Source organism: Paraburkholderia sp. FW306-02-B, assembly GCF_058782725.1.
The window spans coordinates 4,295,561-4,315,557 of the sequence record NZ_JBYSXZ010000001.1 but is presented as its reverse complement, the minus strand read 5'-3'; the positions used below and the strand labels follow the sequence as shown (position 1 = coordinate 4,315,557).

Annotated in this window: 9 protein-coding genes, 6 tRNA genes and 3 rRNA genes; all 18 read left to right on the top strand. The window is 57.4% G+C overall.

Going from position 1 to position 19,997, the window contains the following annotated elements; translation table 11 throughout:
* Window positions 1-382 precede the first annotated feature (382 nt).
* The 18 genes from AC3WOG_RS19405 to rpoC all read left to right on the top strand — a co-directional run bounded on the left by AC3WOG_RS19405 (window position 383) and on the right by rpoC (window position 19,962).
* Window positions 383-1,911 (top strand): 16S ribosomal RNA (locus AC3WOG_RS19405).
* A 76-nt stretch (window positions 1,912-1,987) separates the two neighbouring features.
* Window positions 1,988-2,064 (top strand) — tRNA-Ile (locus AC3WOG_RS19400).
* Between the two features lie 67 nt (window positions 2,065-2,131).
* Window positions 2,132-2,207: transfer RNA gene (locus AC3WOG_RS19395), tRNA-Ala, on the top strand.
* 372 nt (window positions 2,208-2,579) lie between these two features.
* Window positions 2,580-5,485 (top strand): 23S ribosomal RNA (locus tag AC3WOG_RS19390).
* Window positions 5,486-5,755: 270 nt separating this feature from the next.
* A 5S ribosomal RNA gene (rrf, locus tag AC3WOG_RS19385) occupies window positions 5,756-5,868 on the top strand.
* Together the 16S, 23S and 5S rRNA genes with 5 tRNA genes alongside form the textbook arrangement of a ribosomal RNA operon.
* A 155-nt stretch (window positions 5,869-6,023) precedes the next feature.
* A tRNA-Tyr gene (locus AC3WOG_RS19380) sits at window positions 6,024-6,109 on the top strand.
* A 41-nt stretch (window positions 6,110-6,150) separates the two neighbouring features.
* Window positions 6,151-6,224, top strand: a tRNA-Gly gene (locus AC3WOG_RS19375).
* Between the two features lie 16 nt (window positions 6,225-6,240).
* Window positions 6,241-6,315 (top strand) — tRNA-Thr (locus AC3WOG_RS19370).
* 63 nt (window positions 6,316-6,378) lie between these two features.
* A complete protein-coding gene (gene tuf, locus AC3WOG_RS19365) occupies window positions 6,379-7,569 on the top strand; it encodes an elongation factor Tu (RefSeq protein WP_063497539.1) in 1,191 nt (396 codons plus the stop codon).
* A gap of 65 nt (window positions 7,570-7,634) precedes the next feature.
* Window positions 7,635-7,710 (top strand) — tRNA-Trp (locus AC3WOG_RS19360).
* A 36-nt stretch (window positions 7,711-7,746) separates the two neighbouring features.
* A complete protein-coding gene (secE, locus tag AC3WOG_RS19355; RefSeq protein WP_492579424.1) occupies window positions 7,747-8,127 on the top strand; it encodes a preprotein translocase subunit SecE in 381 nt (126 codons plus the stop codon).
* Window position 8,128: 1 nt separating this feature from the next.
* On the top strand, window positions 8,129-8,686 hold the full coding sequence (gene nusG / locus AC3WOG_RS19350) for a transcription termination/antitermination protein NusG (RefSeq protein ID WP_007180147.1): 558 nt from the start codon (window positions 8,129-8,131) through the stop codon (window positions 8,684-8,686).
* Between the two features lie 165 nt (window positions 8,687-8,851).
* Window positions 8,852-9,283, top strand: coding sequence for a 50S ribosomal protein L11 (rplK, locus tag AC3WOG_RS19345; RefSeq protein WP_111932936.1), 432 nt, complete (start codon window positions 8,852-8,854; stop codon window positions 9,281-9,283).
* Window positions 9,284-9,982 carry a 50S ribosomal protein L1 gene (gene rplA / locus AC3WOG_RS19340; RefSeq protein ID WP_410838303.1) on the top strand — a complete coding sequence of 233 codons (699 nt, stop codon included), beginning with the start codon at window positions 9,284-9,286 and terminating at the stop codon, window positions 9,980-9,982.
* Between the two features lie 302 nt (window positions 9,983-10,284).
* Window positions 10,285-10,788: a 50S ribosomal protein L10 gene (gene rplJ / locus AC3WOG_RS19335; RefSeq protein ID WP_492579423.1), complete on the top strand. Its 504-nt coding sequence runs from the start codon at window positions 10,285-10,287 to the stop codon at window positions 10,786-10,788.
* 63 nt (window positions 10,789-10,851) lie between these two features.
* On the top strand, window positions 10,852-11,226 hold the full coding sequence (rplL, locus tag AC3WOG_RS19330) for a 50S ribosomal protein L7/L12 (RefSeq protein ID WP_054043372.1): 375 nt from the start codon (window positions 10,852-10,854) through the stop codon (window positions 11,224-11,226).
* 369 nt (window positions 11,227-11,595) lie between these two features.
* Entirely contained in the window at window positions 11,596-15,702 is a 4,107-nt protein-coding gene (gene rpoB / locus AC3WOG_RS19325) for a DNA-directed RNA polymerase subunit beta (RefSeq protein WP_410838305.1), read from the top strand.
* A 21-nt stretch (window positions 15,703-15,723) separates the two neighbouring features.
* Window positions 15,724-19,962, top strand: coding sequence for a DNA-directed RNA polymerase subunit beta' (rpoC, locus tag AC3WOG_RS19320; protein WP_410838306.1), 4,239 nt, complete (start codon window positions 15,724-15,726; stop codon window positions 19,960-19,962).
* Window positions 19,963-19,997 lie beyond the last annotated feature (35 nt).

Sequence of the window (19,997 nt, the reverse complement as noted above, 5' to 3'; positions counted from 1 at the left end):
TTAAGCGAAAGCGGAAAAAAGTTGTTGACGAAACGAAAAAGAGTCTTCATAATCTCGTTTCTCTGCTGCTGATGCAGCGACGCAGAACGAAGCGGTGCCGGGTGGTTGTGAGGTTGACGACGCGCGGTGCTGTGACGGTGGTGAATGCGTAATCGATCTTTAAAAATTAACAGCCGATAAGTGTGGGCGCTTGATGCGCGACGCGCGCCGGGTCTTTCGGGGTCCGGCATAAGCGAAAGTATCAAGTCTCACACTAGTATTAAAGGAAGGTTTTCCTGCTGGGGTGGATTCACGCCGGCAGGTTGATCATTCGTCAGTACGTTGAGTGAGCGACCGGTTCATAAGCAGGCAACTGCGAGAACCGAAAAACAGTAACAGGTTTGAACTGAAGAGTTTGATCCTGGCTCAGATTGAACGCTGGCGGCATGCCTTACACATGCAAGTCGAACGGCAGCACGGGAGCAATCCTGGTGGCGAGTGGCGAACGGGTGAGTAATACATCGGAACGTGTCCTGTAGTGGGGGATAGCCCGGCGAAAGCCGGATTAATACCGCATACGCTCTACGGAGGAAAGGGGGGATCTTCGGACCTCCCGCTACAGGGGCGGCCGATGGCAGATTAGCTAGTTGGTGGGGTAAAGGCCTACCAAGGCGACGATCTGTAGCTGGTCTGAGAGGACGACCAGCCACACTGGGACTGAGACACGGCCCAGACTCCTACGGGAGGCAGCAGTGGGGAATTTTGGACAATGGGGGCAACCCTGATCCAGCAATGCCGCGTGTGTGAAGAAGGCCTTCGGGTTGTAAAGCACTTTTGTCCGGAAAGAAAACTTCTGCCCTAATACGGCGGGGGGATGACGGTACCGGAAGAATAAGCACCGGCTAACTACGTGCCAGCAGCCGCGGTAATACGTAGGGTGCAAGCGTTAATCGGAATTACTGGGCGTAAAGCGTGCGCAGGCGGTTCGCTAAGACAGATGTGAAATCCCCGGGCTTAACCTGGGAACTGCATTTGTGACTGGCGGGCTAGAGTATGGCAGAGGGGGTAGAATTCCACGTGTAGCAGTGAAATGCGTAGAGATGTGGAGGAATACCGATGGCGAAGGCAGCCCCCTGGGCCAATACTGACGCTCATGCACGAAAGCGTGGGGAGCAAACAGGATTAGATACCCTGGTAGTCCACGCCCTAAACGATGTCAACTAGTTGTCGGGTCTTCATTGACTTGGTAACGTAGCTAACGCGTGAAGTTGACCGCCTGGGGAGTACGGTCGCAAGATTAAAACTCAAAGGAATTGACGGGGACCCGCACAAGCGGTGGATGATGTGGATTAATTCGATGCAACGCGAAAAACCTTACCTACCCTTGACATGTATGGAACCTGGCCGAGAGGTCGGGGTGCCCGAAAGGGAGCCATAACACAGGTGCTGCATGGCTGTCGTCAGCTCGTGTCGTGAGATGTTGGGTTAAGTCCCGCAACGAGCGCAACCCTTGTCCCTAGTTGCTACGCAAGAGCACTCTAGGGAGACTGCCGGTGACAAACCGGAGGAAGGTGGGGATGACGTCAAGTCCTCATGGCCCTTATGGGTAGGGCTTCACACGTCATACAATGGTCGGAACAGAGGGTCGCCAACCCGCGAGGGGGAGCCAATCCCAGAAAACCGATCGTAGTCCGGATCGCACTCTGCAACTCGAGTGCGTGAAGCTGGAATCGCTAGTAATCGCGGATCAGCATGCCGCGGTGAATACGTTCCCGGGTCTTGTACACACCGCCCGTCACACCATGGGAGTGGGTTTTACCAGAAGTGGCTAGTCTAACCGCAAGGAGGACGGTCACCACGGTAGGATTCATGACTGGGGTGAAGTCGTAACAAGGTAGCCGTATCGGAAGGTGCGGCTGGATCACCTCCTTTCTCGAGCTAACGTGTCAAACGTTGAGCGCTCACGCTTATCGGCTGTGAATTAGGACAGTAAGTCAGACAGACTGAGGGGTCTGTAGCTCAGTCGGTTAGAGCACCGTCTTGATAAGGCGGGGGTCGATGGTTCGAATCCATCCAGACCCACCATTGTCTTGTCTGCGATGGCTGCGCTAATCGATGAACCCCGAAGTAGGGTGATTATCTGTGCATGACTGGGGGATTAGCTCAGCTGGGAGAGCACCTGCTTTGCAAGCAGGGGGTCGTCGGTTCGATCCCGTCATCCTCCACCAATCTTCAATGCGCAGGGTTCTGTGTTTAAAAGCACAGAGCGTTTCGCATTGGCGATTGAGCCAGTCAGAGTGATACGTGGTTATAGCAACTGCGATATCGGCTGTCGTTCTTTAACAATCAGGAAGAAGTAGTAAAGAGATTCACGAAAGGCACTTAGAGATGGGTGCTGAGTAGGTGAATCAGGGTTGTGATTGTATCAATGTATGAAAAGAGAGATCGAAAGATTGCTCTTGGAATACGGCGCAACACGAATACTCAACCTGTAGCGATTGTGAATTGGTCAGTCCTTCGGGAACCTGTCCCCTTCGGGGATGGGACCAGAGTAAGCGCTAAAGCGCCAACTCTGGTCGACAGAGACACACCCGTTATAGGGTCAAGCGAACAAGTGCATGTGGTGGATGCCTTGGCGATCACAGGCGATGAAGGACGCGGTAGCCTGCGAAAAGCGGTGGGGAGCTGGCAAACGAGCTTTGATCCACCGATATCCGAATGGGGAAACCCGGCCCGTATGGGTCATCCGTAGCTGAATACATAGGCTACGTGAAGCGAACGCGGTGAACTGAAACATCTAAGTAACCGCAGGAAAAGAAATCAACCGAGATTCCCAGAGTAGTGGCGAGCGAAATGGGACCAGCCTGTACTCTTTATCCGTACTGTTAGTCGAAGGCTCTGGAAAGTGCTGCCATAGCAGGTGATAGCCCTGTAGACGAAAACAGAATGGAAGAACTGGGTGTACGACAAGTAGGGCGGGACACGTGAAATCCTGTCTGAAGATGGGGGGACCATCCTCCAAGGCTAAATACTCGTGATCGACCGATAGTGAACCAGTACCGTGAGGGAAAGGCGAAAAGAACCCCGGGAGGGGAGTGAAATAGATCCTGAAACCGCATGCATACAAACAGTCGGAGCCTCTGCGAAGGGGTGACGGCGTACCTTTTGTATAATGGGTCAGCGACTTACATTCAGTGGCAAGCTTAACCGATTAGGGCAGGCGTAGCGAAAGCGAGTCCGAACAGGGCGATTCAGTCGCTGGGTGTAGACCCGAAACCAGGTGATCTATCCATGGCCAGGATGAAGGTGCGGTAACACGTACTGGAGGTCCGAACCCACTAACGTTGAAAAGTTAGGGGATGAGCTGTGGATAGGGGTGAAAGGCTAAACAAACCTGGAAATAGCTGGTTCTCTCCGAAAACTATTTAGGTAGTGCCTCGTGTATCACCTTCGGGGGTAGAGCACTGTCATGGTTGTGGGGTCCATTGCGGATTACTACGCCATAGCAAACTCCGAATACCGAAGAGTGCAATCACGGGAGACAGACATCGGGTGCTAACGTCCGGTGTCAAGAGGGAAACAACCCAGACCGCCAGCTAAGGTCCCCAAATATTGCTAAGTGGGAAACGAAGTGGGAAGGCTAAAACAGTCAGGAGGTTGGCTTAGAAGCAGCCATCCTTTAAAGAAAGCGTAATAGCTCACTGATCGAGTCGTCCTGCGCGGAAGATGTAACGGGGCTAAGCAATATACCGAAGCTGCGGATGCACAGTAATGTGCATGGTAGGAGAGCGTTCCGTAAGCCTGCGAAGGTGCATTGAAAAGTGCGCTGGAGGTATCGGAAGTGCGAATGCTGACATGAGTAGCGATAAAGGGGGTGAAAGGCCCCCTCGCCGTAAGCCCAAGGTTTCCTACGCAACGTTCATCGGCGTAGGGTGAGTCGGCCCCTAAGGCGAGGCAGAAATGCGTAGCTGATGGGAAGCAGGTTAATATTCCTGCACCATTGTTAAATGCGATGGGGGGACGGATCGCGGAAGGTTGTCCGGGTGTTGGAAGTCCCGGTCCTTGCATTGGAGAAGGCGCTCAGGCAAATCCGGGCGCGGAATTCAAGGGTGCGAGGCCATTCACTTCGGTGAAGAAGCAATCGGAAGTGGTTCCAAGAAAAGCCTCTAAGCTTCAGTTTAACAGGACCGTACCGCAAACCGACACAGGTGGGCGAGATGAGTATTCTAAGGCGCTTGAGAGAACTCGGGAGAAGGAACTCGGCAAATTGGTACCGTAACTTCGGGATAAGGTACGCCCCTGTAGCCTGACTGGCCTGCGCCAGGAGGGTGAAGGGGTTGCAATAAACTGGTGGCTGCGACTGTTTAATAAAAACACAGCACTCTGCAAACACGAAAGTGGACGTATAGGGTGTGACGCCTGCCCGGTGCCGGAAGATTAAATGATGGGGTGCAAGCTCTTGATTGAAGTCCCGGTAAACGGCGGCCGTAACTATAACGGTCCTAAGGTAGCGAAATTCCTTGTCGGGTAAGTTCCGACCTGCACGAATGGCGTAACGATGGCCACACTGTCTCCTCCCGAGACTCAGCGAAGTTGAAGTGTTTGTGATGATGCAATCTCCCGCGGCTAGACTGATGCAATCTCCCCACAGCTGACAGGAAAGACCCCATGAACCTTTACTGTAGCTTTGCATTGGACTTTGAACCGATCTGTGTAGGATAGGTGGGAGGCTATGAAGCGGGAACGCCAGTTTCCGTGGAGCCGTCCTTGAAATACCACCCTGGTTTGTTTGAGGTTCTAACCTTGGTCCGTGATCCGGACTGGGGACAGTGCATGGTAGGCAGTTTGACTGGGGCGGTCTCCTCCCAAAGTGTAACGGAGGAGTACGAAGGTACGCTAGGTACGGTCGGAAATCGTGCTGATAGTGCAATGGCATAAGCGTGCTTAACTGCGAGACCGACAAGTCGAGCAGGTGCGAAAGCAGGTCATAGTGATCCGGTGGTTCTGTATGGAAGGGCCATCGCTCAACGGATAAAAGGTACTCTGGGGATAACAGGCTGATACCGCCCAAGAGTTCATATCGACGGCGGTGTTTGGCACCTCGATGTCGGCTCATCTCATCCTGGGGCTGTAGCCGGTCCCAAGGGTATGGCTGTTCGCCATTTAAAGAGGTACGTGAGCTGGGTTTAAAACGTCGTGAGACAGTTTGGTCCCTATCTGCCGTGGGCGCTGGATATTTGAAGGGGGCTGCTCCTAGTACGAGAGGACCGGAGTGGACGAACCTCTGGTGTACCGGTTGTCACGCCAGTGGCATCGCCGGGTAGCTATGTTCGGAAGAGATAACCGCTGAAAGCATCTAAGCGGGAAACTCGCCTTAAGATGAGATATCCCCGGGGCTTCGAGCCCCTTGAAGGGTCGTTCAAGACCAGGACGTTGATAGGTCAGGTGTGGAAGCGCAGTAATGCGTTAAGCTAACTGATACTAATTGCCCGTAAGGCTTGATCCTATAACAGGTGTGTCTCGACCAGCGTTAGCGCTTTAGCTGTCGGCCGGAGGTGAGTGCTTTAGCACTTGCTCCGGGCCCATGCAAAGCCCTTACGCTGGTCCGATCCCCGACGGGGATGCGTGTGAACCCCCAGATGGGGTAGCAGAACACACAGGTTGAGATCGATGTTGTGCCGGAAACAACACAACTCCCTCTGGTGAGCATCACCAGAAACTACTTCTTCCCGATTGGTTGTGCTGTTCCCAAAGAACAGCACGGCAACAAGTCATGCCTGATGACCATAGCGAGTCGGTCCCACCCCTTCCCATCCCGAACAGGACCGTGAAACGACTCCACGCCGATGATAGTGCGGATTCCCGTGTGAAAGTAGGTAATCGTCAGGCTCCCATGCAGCAACAGAAACCCCACCCCGCAACGGTGGGGTTTCTGCGTTTACGGCGGCGTCAGAATCACTATATAAGTGAGAGCTATGAGTTTGGGGCAGTCAAGCAAGCCTTGACAACAAGCGGTTGTTCCCTCATAATCATCAGTTCTCTGCGGAGGGGTGCCCGAGTGGCTAAAGGGGGCAGACTGTAAATCTGTTGGCTTACGCCTACGTTGGTTCGAATCCAACCTCCTCCACCAGAATGCAAGCTGTGGCAGTAGTCGGGAATCCATGGATCCTTGCGGGTGTAGCTCAATGGTAGAGCAGAAGCCTTCCAAGCTTACGACGAGGGTTCGATTCCCTTCACCCGCTCCAGCAACACAGAAGTAGCGCCCATGTGGCTCAGTGGTAGAGCACTCCCTTGGTAAGGGAGAGGTCGGCAGTTCGATCCTGCCCATGGGCACCAGAAGTACTCGGTGATTGTTTGCGCGCGGCGCAACGTACGGATAAATCCTCTTAGGAGTCGAAAATGGCCAAGGGTAAGTTTGAGCGGACCAAGCCGCACGTGAACGTCGGCACGATCGGTCACGTTGACCACGGCAAGACCACGCTGACGGCAGCGATCACGACGGTGCTGACCAAGAAGTTTGGCGGCGAAGCGAAGGCATACGACCAGATCGACGCGGCGCCGGAAGAAAAGGCACGTGGTATCACGATCAACACGGCACACGTCGAGTACGAAACGGCTAACCGCCACTACGCACACGTCGACTGCCCGGGCCACGCTGACTATGTGAAGAACATGATCACGGGCGCAGCGCAGATGGACGGCGCGATCCTGGTGTGCTCGGCAGCAGACGGCCCGATGCCGCAAACGCGTGAGCACATCCTGCTGGCGCGTCAGGTTGGCGTTCCGTACATCATCGTGTTCCTGAACAAGTGCGACATGGTGGACGACGCTGAGCTGCTGGAACTGGTCGAAATGGAAGTTCGCGAACTTCTGTCGAAGTACGACTTCCCGGGCGACGATACGCCGATCATCAAGGGTTCGGCCAAGCTGGCGCTGGAAGGCGACACGGGCGAGCTGGGCGAAGTGGCGATCATGAACCTGGCCGACGCGCTGGACACGTACATCCCGACGCCGGAGCGCGCAGTTGACGGTGCGTTCCTGATGCCGGTGGAAGATGTGTTCTCGATCTCGGGTCGTGGCACGGTGGTGACGGGTCGCGTTGAGCGCGGCGTCGTGAAGGTCGGCGAGGAAATCGAAATTGTCGGTATCAAGCCGACGGTGAAGACGACCTGCACGGGCGTGGAAATGTTCCGCAAGCTGCTCGACCAGGGTCAGGCGGGCGACAACGTTGGTATCCTGCTGCGCGGCACGAAGCGTGAAGACGTGGAGCGTGGCCAGGTTCTGGCCAAGCCGGGTTCGATCAACCCGCACACGCACTTCACGGCCGAAGTGTATGTGCTGAGCAAGGACGAAGGCGGCCGCCACACGCCGTTCTTCAACAACTATCGTCCGCAGTTCTACTTCCGTACGACGGACGTGACGGGCTCGATCGAGTTGCCGAAGGACAAGGAAATGGTCATGCCGGGCGACAACGTGTCGATTACGGTGAAGCTGATCAACCCGATCGCGATGGAAGAAGGTCTGCGTTTCGCAATCCGCGAAGGCGGCCGTACCGTCGGCGCAGGTGTCGTTGCCAAGATTCTCGAGTAACGCCAGATAGTTCTCGTTAATCGGTAGTTTCGGGGTTGGCGGTGTCGTCAACCCCAAAATGGTTTAGGGGTATAGCTCAACTGGCAGAGCGTCGGTCTCCAAAACCGAAGGTTGGGGGTTCGATTCCCTCTGCCCCTGCCAACTCTCGCGCCGTATGTGGCGCTTCGTTAAGGTGTTATGGCGAATCCTTCCGTCGAAACTGTAAATACATCCGGCGACAAGCTGATGCTCGTCGCGGGCGTATTCTTGGTCTTGGCCGGGTTCGTGGGATTCTTCTGGCTCAGTGGCCAGGAATGGTACGTCCGCGGAGCCGCCTTGGCTGTTGGCGCGATCGCGGGTGTTGCAGTCGGTCTTCTCTCCGCGCCTGGCAAGGGTTTCATCGCTTTCGCCAAAGACTCGTATAAAGAAGTCCGTAAGGTTGTCTGGCCGACTCGCAAAGAGGCCACTCAGACAACGCTGGTGGTGTTCGGCTTCGTGTTCGTCATGGCGATCTTTCTTTGGGTTAGCGATAAATCCATCGAATGGGCGATTTTCTCGGTGATTCTGGGTTGGAAATGATATGAGCGATACTCCGGCATCCCCGAGCGGCAAACGTTGGTACGTCGTGCACGCCTACTCCGGCATGGAGAAGAGCGTGCAACGCGCGCTTCAGGAGCGTATCGAACGTGCTGGCATGCAAGACCAGTTTGGTCAAATCCTCGTTCCGACTGAAGAAGTGGTTGAGGTGAAAGGCGGTCACAAGTCGGTGACCGAGCGTCGTTTCTTCCCGGGCTATGTGCTCGTGGAAATGGAAATGACCGACGAAACGTGGCACCTCGTGAAAAACACGGCAAAGGTGACGGGCTTCGTTGGCGGTGCGCGTAATCGCCCGAGCCCGATTTCCCCGCGGGAAGTCGAGAAGATCATGTCGCAAATGCAGGAAGGCGTGGAGAAGCCACGTCCGAAGACCCTGTTCGAAGTAGGCGAGATGGTGCGGGTGAAGGACGGTCCGTTCACGGATTTCAACGGCAGCGTCGAGGAAGTGAACTACGAAAAGTCGCGCGTCCGTGTTTCCGTTACAATCTTCGGCCGCGCAACGCCGGTCGAACTGGAATTCGGCCAGGTCGAAAAGCTGTAATCCAGAATTCTACGGGACGCACCAATCGGTGCGTCCCGTATTTCGCGCTTACGGTCCGCGCAATGGCCGTTGAGGAGCGTAAGTAGTCAGTTTTTCGGCGAACGCGCGCTACTACTCACTGAATGTCCGCTTGTACTACGGCGGCGTTCCTAAGAGGTTTTCAAAATGGCAAAGAAAATCATCGGCTTTATCAAGCTGCAGATTCCTGCAGGTAAAGCCAACCCGTCGCCGCCGGTCGGTCCGGCACTGGGCCAACGCGGCCTGAACATCATGGAGTTCTGCAAGGCGTTCAACGCGCAGACTCAGGCAATGGAACCGGGTCTGCCGATTCCCGTCGTGATCACCGCGTTCGCGGACAAGAGCTTCACGTTCGTTCTGAAGACGCCGCCGGCTACGGTTCTGATCAAGAAGGCAGCGAAGATCGACAAGGGTTCGAGCAAGCCGCATACCGACAAGGTCGGCAAGATCACGCGCGCTCAAGCTGAAGACATCGCTAAGGCCAAGATGCCCGATCTGACGGCAGCTGACCTGGATGCAGCGGTTCGTACGATCGCTGGTAGCGCCCGCTCGATGGGCATCACCGTGGAGGGCGTGTAAATGGCTAAGCTTTCAAAGCGTCTGCAGGCATTTGCAGCCAAGGTCGATCGTCAAAAGCTGTACGCGATCGACGAAGCTCTGTCGATCGTGAAAGAGTGCGCAAGCGCGAAGTTCGACGAGTCGATCGACGTCGCAGTGCAACTCGGCATCGATGCGAAGAAGTCGGACCAAGTGGTTCGTGGCTCGGTCGTGCTGCCGGCTGGTACCGGTAAGTCGGTTCGCGTGGCCGTGTTTGCGCAAGGCGAAAAGGCTGAGCAAGCTCGTGCAGCTGGCGCCGAAATCGTCGGTATGGAAGACCTGGCTGAACAAGTCAAGGCCGGCAATCTGAACTTCGACATCGTGATCGCTTCGCCGGATACGATGCGCGTCGTCGGTACGCTGGGTCAGATCCTCGGCCCGCGCGGCCTGATGCCGAACCCGAAGGTCGGTACGGTTACGCCGGATGTCGCAACCGCGGTCAAGAACGCCAAGGCTGGTCAGGTGCAATTCCGTGTCGACAAGGCCGGTATTATCCACGCCACCATCGGCCGTGCTTCGTTCGAGCCGACGGCTCTGCGTAGCAACCTGAACGCTCTCGTCGACGCGCTGCAAAAGGCGAAGCCGGCAACGAGCAAGGGCGTGTACCTGCGCAAGGTTGCGCTGTCGAGCACGATGGGCGTTGGCGTTCGCGTCGACCAGGCATCGATCGCAGCACAGTAAGAAATTTCATCGCCTCGATGTGAGTCGAGGCGGTTTTATGGGCTTTGGGCGGTCGCAAGATGGCAGTCTGCATCGTGCGACCGGTTGTCAAAGACCGTTGGCGGGAACGCAGCAGGTAGGCGAACCCTTAATGCAAAGCCAACGCAGATGGCGAACCCGAAAAGGTTTTGTAGTGATGAAACCGTTCGATCTCCGCAGCAATGTGGGCGTTGGGCGGTCGAAATACTCCTGACTGGTCGGACGCCGTTATTGAACGCGGTACACAAGGCGCACGCTGCGTGTATCGAATCTGGAGGTTAACCGTGCCACTCAACAAAGAAAGCAAGCAGGCCGTCGTCGCTGAGGTTGCCGCGCAAGTCGCGAAAGCCCAGACCGTGGTTCTGGCTGAGTATCGTGGGATCACGGTTGGCGATCTGACCAAGCTGCGCGCGAAAGCGCGTGAGCAACAGGTTTACCTTCGCGTGTTGAAAAACACGCTGGCGCGTCGCGCTGTCGAAGGTACCCCGTTTGCTCCTTTGGCAGAGCAGATGACCGGTCCCCTGATCTACGGCATCTCGGAAGATGCCATTGCTGCTGCTAAGGTCGTCAACGACTTCGGCAAGAGCAATGACAAGTTGATCATCAAGGCTGGTTCCTACGAAGGCAAGGTGATGGACAAGGCTGGCGTGCAAACGCTGGCAAACATCCCGAGCCGCGAAGAACTGCTCTCCAAGCTGTTGTACGTTATGCAAGCACCTGTTTCCGGCTTTGCGCGCGCTCTGGCCGCGCTGGCAGAAAAGAAACAAGGCGAAGAAACCGCTGCGTAACGCACTTCAGTCGAGCGTGATTGATCGCTGACTGTATCCGAATTCAATTTAGGAGTATTTCAAATGGCAATCGCAAAAGATGACATCCTCGAGGCAGTAAGCTCGATGTCGGTTCTGGAACTGAACGAGCTGGTCAAGGCGTTCGAAGAAAAGTTTGGCGTGTCGGCAGCTGCTGTTGCAGTGGCAGGCCCGGCAGGTGGCGGCGCTGCAGCTGCTGCTGAAGAGCAAACCGAATTCACGGTCAACCTGACGGAAGTCGGCGCGAACAAGGTTTCGGTCATTAAGGCTGTTCGCGAACTGACGGGTCTTGGCCTGAAGGAAGCGAAGGACCTGGTCGACGGTGCACCGAAGCCTGTTAAGGAATCGGTACCGAAGGCTGCTGCTGAAGAAGCCAAGAAGAAGCTGGAAGAAGCCGGCGCGAAGGCTGAAATCAAGTAAGTTTCAGCGCGTTGTGCGAAGGCTGGCGGTTTTCCACCGCCGGCCTTTTTGTGCTTTGTGGAGATCACGTTTCTGCCGGGTAGTTTCGGCAAGAACATGACCTCAGAAGCCAAAGAAAACCGCCTTTCGGCAACATTGACCGGCGTTTCTCTTTGTCTTCTGAAGCGACTGCAGAAGGCAAGTTTGGTCGGGTAGCGGGCAACACAGGCATCCGCTGCCGTCAGCCAGCGGTTGGTAGCGGCCAACCACCAAGCTTCTAGGCTCGTTCAAGCCATCGGACGGCCATCGGGTCTCAGTCGGTGAACACTCGGGTTGTCTCATCAAGGTATCCTGCCTCGACAACAATGCCCGCCGTGATTCGGAGATCGTATGCAATATTCCTTCACCGAGAAGAAGCGTATTCGCAAGAGTTTTGCGAAGCGCCCCATCGTTCACCAAGTACCTTTCCTGCTGGCTACCCAGCTTGAATCATTCAGCACGTTTCTGCAAGCAGACACGTCGTCCACGCAACGCAAGCCGGAAGGCCTGCAAGCTGCATTCACGTCCGTTTTCCCGATTGTTTCGCATAACGGTTTCGCTCGTCTGGAGTTCGTCAGCTACATGCTGTCGCCGCCGGCATTCAACATCAAGGAATGTCAGCAGCGCGGTTTGACGTACTGCTCCGCACTGCGCGCGAAAGTGCGCCTGGTGCTGCTCGACAAGGAATCGCCGAGCAAGCCGGTCGTCAAGGAAGTGAAGGAACAGGAAGTGTACATGGGCGAAATTCCGCTCATGACGCCGACCGGTTCGTTCGTCATCAACGGCACGGAGCGCGTGATCGTTTCGCAGCTGCACCGTTCGCCGGGCGTGTTCTTCGAACACGACAAGGGCAAGACGCACAGCTCGGGCAAGCTCCTGTTCTCGGCACGTATCATTCCTTACCGCGGTTCGTGGCTCGATTTCGAATTCGATCCGAAGGACGTGCTGTATTTCCGCGTCGACCGTCGCCGTAAGATGCCGGTCACGATCCTGCTGAAGGCGATCGGCCTGACGCCGGAACAGATCCTCGCGAACTTCTTCGTGTTCGACAATTTCACGCTGATGCCGGAAGGCGCACAGATGGAATTCGTTCCGGAGCGTCTGCGTGGCGAAGTCGCACGTTTCGACATTTCGGATCGCGACGGCAACGTGATCGTCCAGAAGGACAAGCGGATCAACGCCAAGCACATTCGCGATCTCGACAACGCGAAGACGAAATTCATTTCGGTGCCGGAAGACTATCTGCTCGGCCGCGTGCTGGCGAAGAACGTCGTTGACGGCGACACCGGTGAAGTCATCGCTAACGCGAACGACGAAATCACCGAAACCGTCCTCGAAAAGCTCCGCGAGTCGAAGATCAAAGATATCCAGACGCTCTACACGAACGATCTGGATCAAGGCCCGTACATTTCGTCGACGCTGCGCATCGACGAAACTGCGGACCGCATGGCTGCACGCATCGCGATCTACCGCATGATGCGCCCGGGCGAACCGCCGACCGAAGAAGCGGTCGAGGCGCTGTTCAACCGCCTGTTCTACAGCGAAGACGCATACGACCTGTCCAAGGTGGGTCGTATGAAGTTCAATCGTCGCGTGGGCCGCGACGAAATCGTCGGACCGATGACGCTGCAAGACGACGACATCCTCGCAACGATCAAGATCCTGGTCGAACTGCGCAACGGCAAGGGCGAAGTGGACGATATCGACCACTTGGGCAATCGTCGTGTGCGTTGCGTCGGCGAACTGGCGGAAAACCAGTTCCGCGCAGGTCTCGTGCGTGTCGAGCGTGCTGTGAAGGAACGCCTCGGCCAGGCCGAAAGCGAAAACCTGATGCCGCACGACCTGATCAACTCGAAGCCGATTTCGTCGGCGATTCGCGAGTTCTTCGGTTCGTCGCAGTTGTCGCAGTTCATGGACCAAACGAACCCGCTGTCGGAAATCACCCACAAGCGCCGTGTTTCGGCACTTGGCCCGGGCGGTTTGACGCGTGAGCGCGCTGGCTTTGAAGTTCGCGACGTGCACCCGACCCACTACGGCCGTGTGTGTCCGATTGAAACGCCGGAAGGTCCGAACATCGGCCTGATCAACTCGCTGGCACTGTACGCGCACCTGAACGAATACGGCTTCCTCGAAACGCCGTATCGCAAGGTCGTCGACAGCAAGGTGACCGATCAGATCGACTATCTGTCGGCGATCGAAGAAGGCCGCTACGTGATCGCTCAGGCGAACGCGGCTGTGGCAGCTGACGGCTCGCTGACCGACGAACTGGTGTCGTCGCGTGAAGCAGGCGAAACGCTGATGGTCACGCCGGACCGCATCCAGTACATGGACGTGGCGCCGTCGCAGATCGTGTCGGTGGCTGCATCGCTGATTCCGTTCCTCGAGCACGATGACGCGAACCGCGCGTTGATGGGTTCGAACATGCAGCGTCAGGCTGTGCCGTGTTTGCGTCCTGAAAAGGCCGTGGTCGGTACGGGTATCGAACGCACGGTGGCAGTCGACTCGGGTACGACGGTTCAGGCATTCCGCGGTGGTGTGGTCGATTACGTCGACGCTGGCCGTATGGTGATTCGCGTGAACGACGATGAAGCCGTTGCTGGCGACGTCGGCGTGGACATCTACAACCTGATCAAGTACACGCGTTCGAACCAGAACACGAACATCAACCAGCGCCCGATCGTGAAGGTCGGCGATATCGTGTCGCGTGGCGACGTGCTGGCTGACGGCGCATCGACCGACCTCGGCGAACTGGCTCTCGGCCAGAACATGCTGGTCGCGTTCATGCCGTGGAACGGCTACAACTTCGAAGACTCGATTTTGATCTCGGAGAAGGTGGTTGCTGATGACCGTTACACGTCGATCCACATCGAAGAACTGAACGTCGTTGCTCGCGATACGAAGCTCGGACCGGAAGAAATCACGCGCGACATCTCGAACCTGGCTGAAGTGCAACTCGGCCGTCTCGACGAGTCGGGCATCGTCTACATCGGCGCTGAAGTCGAAGCAGGCGACGTACTGGTCGGTAAGGTGACGCCGAAGGGCGAAACCCAGCTGACGCCGGAAGAAAAGCTCCTGCGCGCGATCTTCGGCGAGAAGGCTTCGGACGTGAAGGACACGTCGCTGCGCGTGCCGTCGGGCATGAGCGGCACGGTCATCGACGTTCAAGTGTTCACGCGTGAAGGTATTCAGCGCGACAAGCGTGCGCAACAGATCATCGATGATGAACTGAAGCGTTATCGCCTCGACCTGAACGACCAGCTGCGTATCGTGGAAGGCGATGCATTCCAGCGTCTCGCACGTATGCTGACCGGCAAGGTCGCGAACGGCGGTCCGAAGAAGCTCGCGAAGGGTACGAAGATCGAACAGGCTTACCTGGAAGATCTCGACCATTACCACTGGTTCGACATCCGCCTCGCGGACGAGGAAGCAGCGGCACAGCTCGAAGCGATCAAGGACTCGATCGAACAGAAGCGTCACCAGTTCGATCTCGCGTTCGAAGAAAAGCGCAAGAAGCTCACGCAAGGCGACGAACTGCCGCCGGGCGTGCTGAAGATGGTCAAGGTGTATCTGGCAGTCAAGCGCCGTTTGCAGCCTGGCGACAAGATGGCCGGCCGTCACGGTAACAAGGGTGTGGTGTCGAAGATCGTTCCGATCGAAGACATGCCGTACATGGCCGATGGCCGTCCTGCTGACGTCGTGCTCAATCCGCTCGGCGTGCCGTCGCGGATGAACGTGGGTCAGGTTCTCGAAGTGCATCTGGGCTGGGCCGCGAAGGGTCTCGGCTGGCGTATCGGCGAAATGCTGCAACGTCAGGCGAAGATCGCTGAACTGCGCGAATTCCTGACCAAGATCTACAACGAGTCGGGCCGCGCTGAAGAGCTGGACAGCTTCACTGACGACGAAATCGTCGAGTTGGCGAAGAACCTGCGCGAAGGCGTGCCGTTCGCTACGCCGGTGTTCGACGGTGCGACGGAAGAAGAAATGTCGCGCGCGCTGGATCTGGCATTCCCGGACGACATCGCGAAGCAGCTCGGCATGACGCCGTCGAAGAACCAGGTGCGTCTGTACGACGGCCGCACGGGTGAGATGTTCGAACGTACGGTGACGGTCGGCTACATGCATTACCTGAAACTGCACCACTTGGTCGACGACAAGATGCACGCGCGTTCCACGGGCCCGTACTCGCTCGTGACGCAGCAGCCGTTGGGCGGTAAGGCGCAGTTCGGTGGCCAGCGTTTCGGTGAAATGGAAGTGTGGGCGCTCGAAGCGTACGGCGCATCGTACGTGCTGCAAGAAATGCTGACGGTGAAGTCGGACGACGTGACCGGCCGGACCAAGGTGTATGAGAACCTGGTCAAGGGCGATCACGTGATCGACGCCGGCATGCCGGAATCCTTCAACGTGCTCGTGAAGGAAATCCGCTCGCTCGGTATCGACATCGACCTCGACCGCAACTAATCGGACTACGGAGAGAAAGCAATGAAAGCTCTGCTCGATCTATTCAAGCAAGTCCAACAGCCTGAAGTTTTTGACGCGATCAAGATCGGTCTGGCCTCGCCCGACAAGATCCGTTCGTGGTCGTTCGGTGAAGTGAAGAAGCCGGAAACCATCAACTACCGGACGTTCAAGCCGGAACGCGATGGTCTGTTCTGCGCGAAGATCTTCGGGCCGATCAAAGACTACGAATGCCTTTGCGGCAAGTACAAGCGCCTGAAGCATCGTGGCGTGATCTGTGAAAAGTGCGGCGTCGAAGTGACGCTCGCCAAGGTGCGTCGCGAACGGATGGGCCACATTGAGTTGGCCTCGCCGGTTGCGCACATCTGGTTCCTGAAGTCGCTGCCGTCGCGTCTGGGCATGGTGCTCGACATGACGCTGCGTGACATCGAACGCGTGCTGTACTTCGAAGCATACGTGGTGATCGATCCGGGCATGACGCCGCTGAAAGCGCGGCAGATCATGACCGAAGAGGATTACTACAACAAGGTCGAAGAGTACGGTGACGAATTCCGTGCCGAGATGGGCGCGGAAGGCGTGCGCGAACTGCTGCGTGCGATCAACATCGACGAGCAGGTCGAGATGCTGCGTACCGAACTCAAGAACACGGGTTCGGAAGCGAAGATCAAGAAGTACGCGAAGCGCCTGAAGGTGCTCGAGGCTTTCCAGCGTTCGGGCATCAAGCCTGACTGGATGGTGCTCGAAGTGCTGCCGGTGCTGCCGCCGGAACTGCGTCCGCTGGTGCCGCTGGATGGCGGCCGCTTCGCGACGTCGGACCTGAACGACCTGTATCGTCGCGTGATCAACCGTAATAACCGGTTGAAGCGTCTGCTCGAACTGAAGGCGCCTGAAATCATCGTCCGCAACGAAAAGCGGATGCTGCAGGAAGCCGTCGATTCGCTGCTCGATAACGGTCGCCGCGGTAAGGCGATGACCGGCGCGAACAAGCGTCCGCTGAAGTCGCTCGCTGACATGATCAAGGGTAAGGGCGGTCGTTTCCGTCAGAACTTGCTCGGTAAGCGCGTTGACTACTCGGGCCGCTCGGTGATCGTGGTCGGCCCGACGCTCAAGCTGCATCAGTGCGGTCTGCCGAAGCTGATGGCGCTCGAACTGTTCAAGCCGTTCATCTTCAACAAGCTGGAAGTGATGGGTGTCGCTACCACCATCAAGGCTGCGAAGAAGGAAGTCGAGAACCAGACACCGGTGGTGTGGGACATCCTGGAAGAGGTGATCCGCGAGCATCCGGTGATGCTGAACCGTGCGCCGACGCTGCACCGTCTTGGCATTCAGGCTTTCGAGCCGGTGCTGATCGAAGGTAAGGCAATCCAGCTGCATCCGCTCGTTTGCGCGGCGTTCAACGCCGACTTCGACGGGGACCAGATGGCTGTGCACGTGCCGCTGTCGCTCGAAGCGCAGATGGAAGCGCGTACGCTGATGCTGGCGTCGAACAACGTCCTGTTCCCGGCCAACGGCGATCCGTCGATCGTGCCGTCGCAGGATATCGTGCTCGGCCTGTACTACGCGACCCGTGAAGCAGTGAACGCCAAGGGTGAAGGCCTGACGTTCACCGGCGTCTCGGAAGCGCTGCGTGCGTACGAGAACAAGGAAGTCGAGCTGGCCTCGCGCGTCAACGTGCGGATCACGGAAATGGTCCACAACGAAGACACGTCGGAAGGCGCGCCGAAGTTCGTGCCGAAGATCACGCTGTATGCGACGACCGTCGGCCGTTCGATCCTGTCGGAAATCCTGCCGCCGGGCCTGCCGTTCTCGGTGCTGAACAAGCCGCTGAAGAAGAAGGAGATCTCGCGCCTCATCAACACCGCATTCCGCAAGTGCGGTCTGCGTGAAACGGTGATTTTCGCCGACCAGTTGATGCAGTCGGGTTTCCGTCTGGCAACGCGCGCTGGTATCTCGATCTGCGTCGACGACATGCTCGTGCCGCCGCAGAAGGAAACCATCGTCGGCGACGCCGCGAAGAAGGTGAAGGAATACGACCGTCAGTACATGTCGGGTCTCGTCACGTCGCAAGAACGCTACAACAACGTGGTCGACATCTGGTCGGCAACATCGGAAGCGGTCGGCAAGGCGATGATGGAGCAACTGTCGACGGAACCGGTGGTCGATCGCGACGGTAACCAGACGCGTCAGGAGTCGTTCAACTCCATCTATATGATGGCCGACTCGGGTGCTCGGGGTTCCGCAGTCCAGATTCGTCAGCTGGCCGGCATGCGTGGCCTGATGGCGAAGCCGGACGGCTCGATCATCGAGACGCCGATTACGGCGAACTTCCGTGAAGGCCTGAACGTGTTGCAGTACTTCATCTCGACCCACGGTGCACGTAAGGGTCTGGCTGATACGGCACTGAAGACGGCGAACTCGGGTTACCTGACGCGTCGTCTCGTCGACGTCACGCAAGACCTGGTGGTGGTCGAGGACGATTGCGGTACGTCCAACGGCGTCGCCATGAAGGCGTTGGTCGAAGGCGGTGAAGTCGTCGAGGCGCTGCGTGACCGTATCCTCGGTCGAGTGACGGTGGCTGACGTCGTCAATCCGGAATCGCAGGAAACGCTGTACGAAACGGGCACGTTGCTCGACGAAGACGCGGTCGAAGAAATCGAACGCCTCGGCATCGACGAAGTGCGCGTGCGTACGCCGCTGACTTGCGAAACGCGTTACGGTCTGTGCGCAGCCTGCTACGGTCGCGACCTGGGTCGTGGCTCGTCGGTGAACGTCGGTGAAGCGGTCGGCGTGATCGCTGCTCAGTCGATTGGTGAACCGGGCACGCAGCTCACGATGCGTACGTTCCACATCGGTGGTGCGGCATCGCGTGCAGCGGTGGCTTCGTCGGTCGAAGCCAAGTCCAACGGTACGGTTCGTTTCACGGCGACGATGCGTTACGTCACCAACGCGAAGGGCGAGCAGATCGTCATCTCGCGTTCGGGCGAAGCGATGATCACCGACGACCACGGCCGCGAGCGCGAACGTCACAAGGTGCCGTACGGCGCGACGCTGTTGCAACTGGACGGCGCGCAGATCAAGGCCGGCACGCAACTGGCGACGTGGGATCCGATGACGCGTCCGATCATCACCGAGTACGGTGGTACGGTGAAGTTCGAAAACGTCGAAGAAGGCGTGACGGTTGCCAAGCAGATCGACGATGTGACGGGTCTCTCGACGCTGGTCGTGATCGACGTGAAGCGCCGTGGTTCGCAAGCGTCGAAGACGGTGCGCCCGCAGGTCAAGCTGCTCGATGCGAACGGCGAAGAAGTCAAGATCCCGAACACCGAGCACTCGGTGCAGATCGGCTTCCAGGTCGGCGCTCTGATCACCGTGAAGGACGGTCAGCAAGTGCAGGTCGGTGAAGTGCTCGCACGTATCCCGACTGAATCGCAGAAGACGCGTGACATTACCGGCGGTCTGCCGCGTGTGGCGGAACTGTTCGAAGCACGTTCGCCGAAGGACGCAGGTATCCTGGCGGAAGTCACGGGTACGACGTCGTTCGGTAAGGACACGAAGGGCAAGCAGCGTCTCGTTATCACGGACCTCGAAGGCAATCAGCACGAGTTCCTGATCGCGAAGGAAAAGCAGGTTCTGGTGCACGATGGTCAAGTCGTCAACAAGGGCGAAATGATCGTCGACGGGCCGGCGGATCCGCACGACATCCTGCGTTTGCAGGGCGTCGAAGCGCTGTCGCGTTACATCGTGGACGAAGTGCAGGACGTGTACCGTCTGCAAGGTGTGAAGATCAACGACAAGCACATTGAAGTGATCGTTCGTCAGATGCTGCGCCGCGTGCAGATTACGGACAACGGCGATACGCGTTTCATCCCGGGCGAACAGGTCGAGCGGTCGGATATGCTCGACGAGAACGACCGTATGATCGCGGAAGACAAGCGTCCGGCAACGTACGAAAACGTCTTGCTCGGTATCACGAAGGCGTCGCTGTCGACCGATTCGTTCATCTCCGCGGCGTCGTTCCAGGAAACGACCCGCGTGCTGACCGAAGCGGCGATCATGGGCAAGCGCGACGATCTGCGCGGGCTGAAGGAAAACGTGATCGTCGGCCGTCTGATTCCGGCCGGTACGGGTCTCGCGTTCCACAAGGCACGCAAGAGCAAGGAACTGTCCGACCGCGAGCGTTTCGATCAGATCGCAGCGGAAGAGTCGTTCGAATTCGGTACGCCGGAAACCCCGGCCGCCGAACAGCACCACTCAGGCGAGTAAGTCCCGGCGGCGCAAGCCGCTTGGGCTCACCAGCC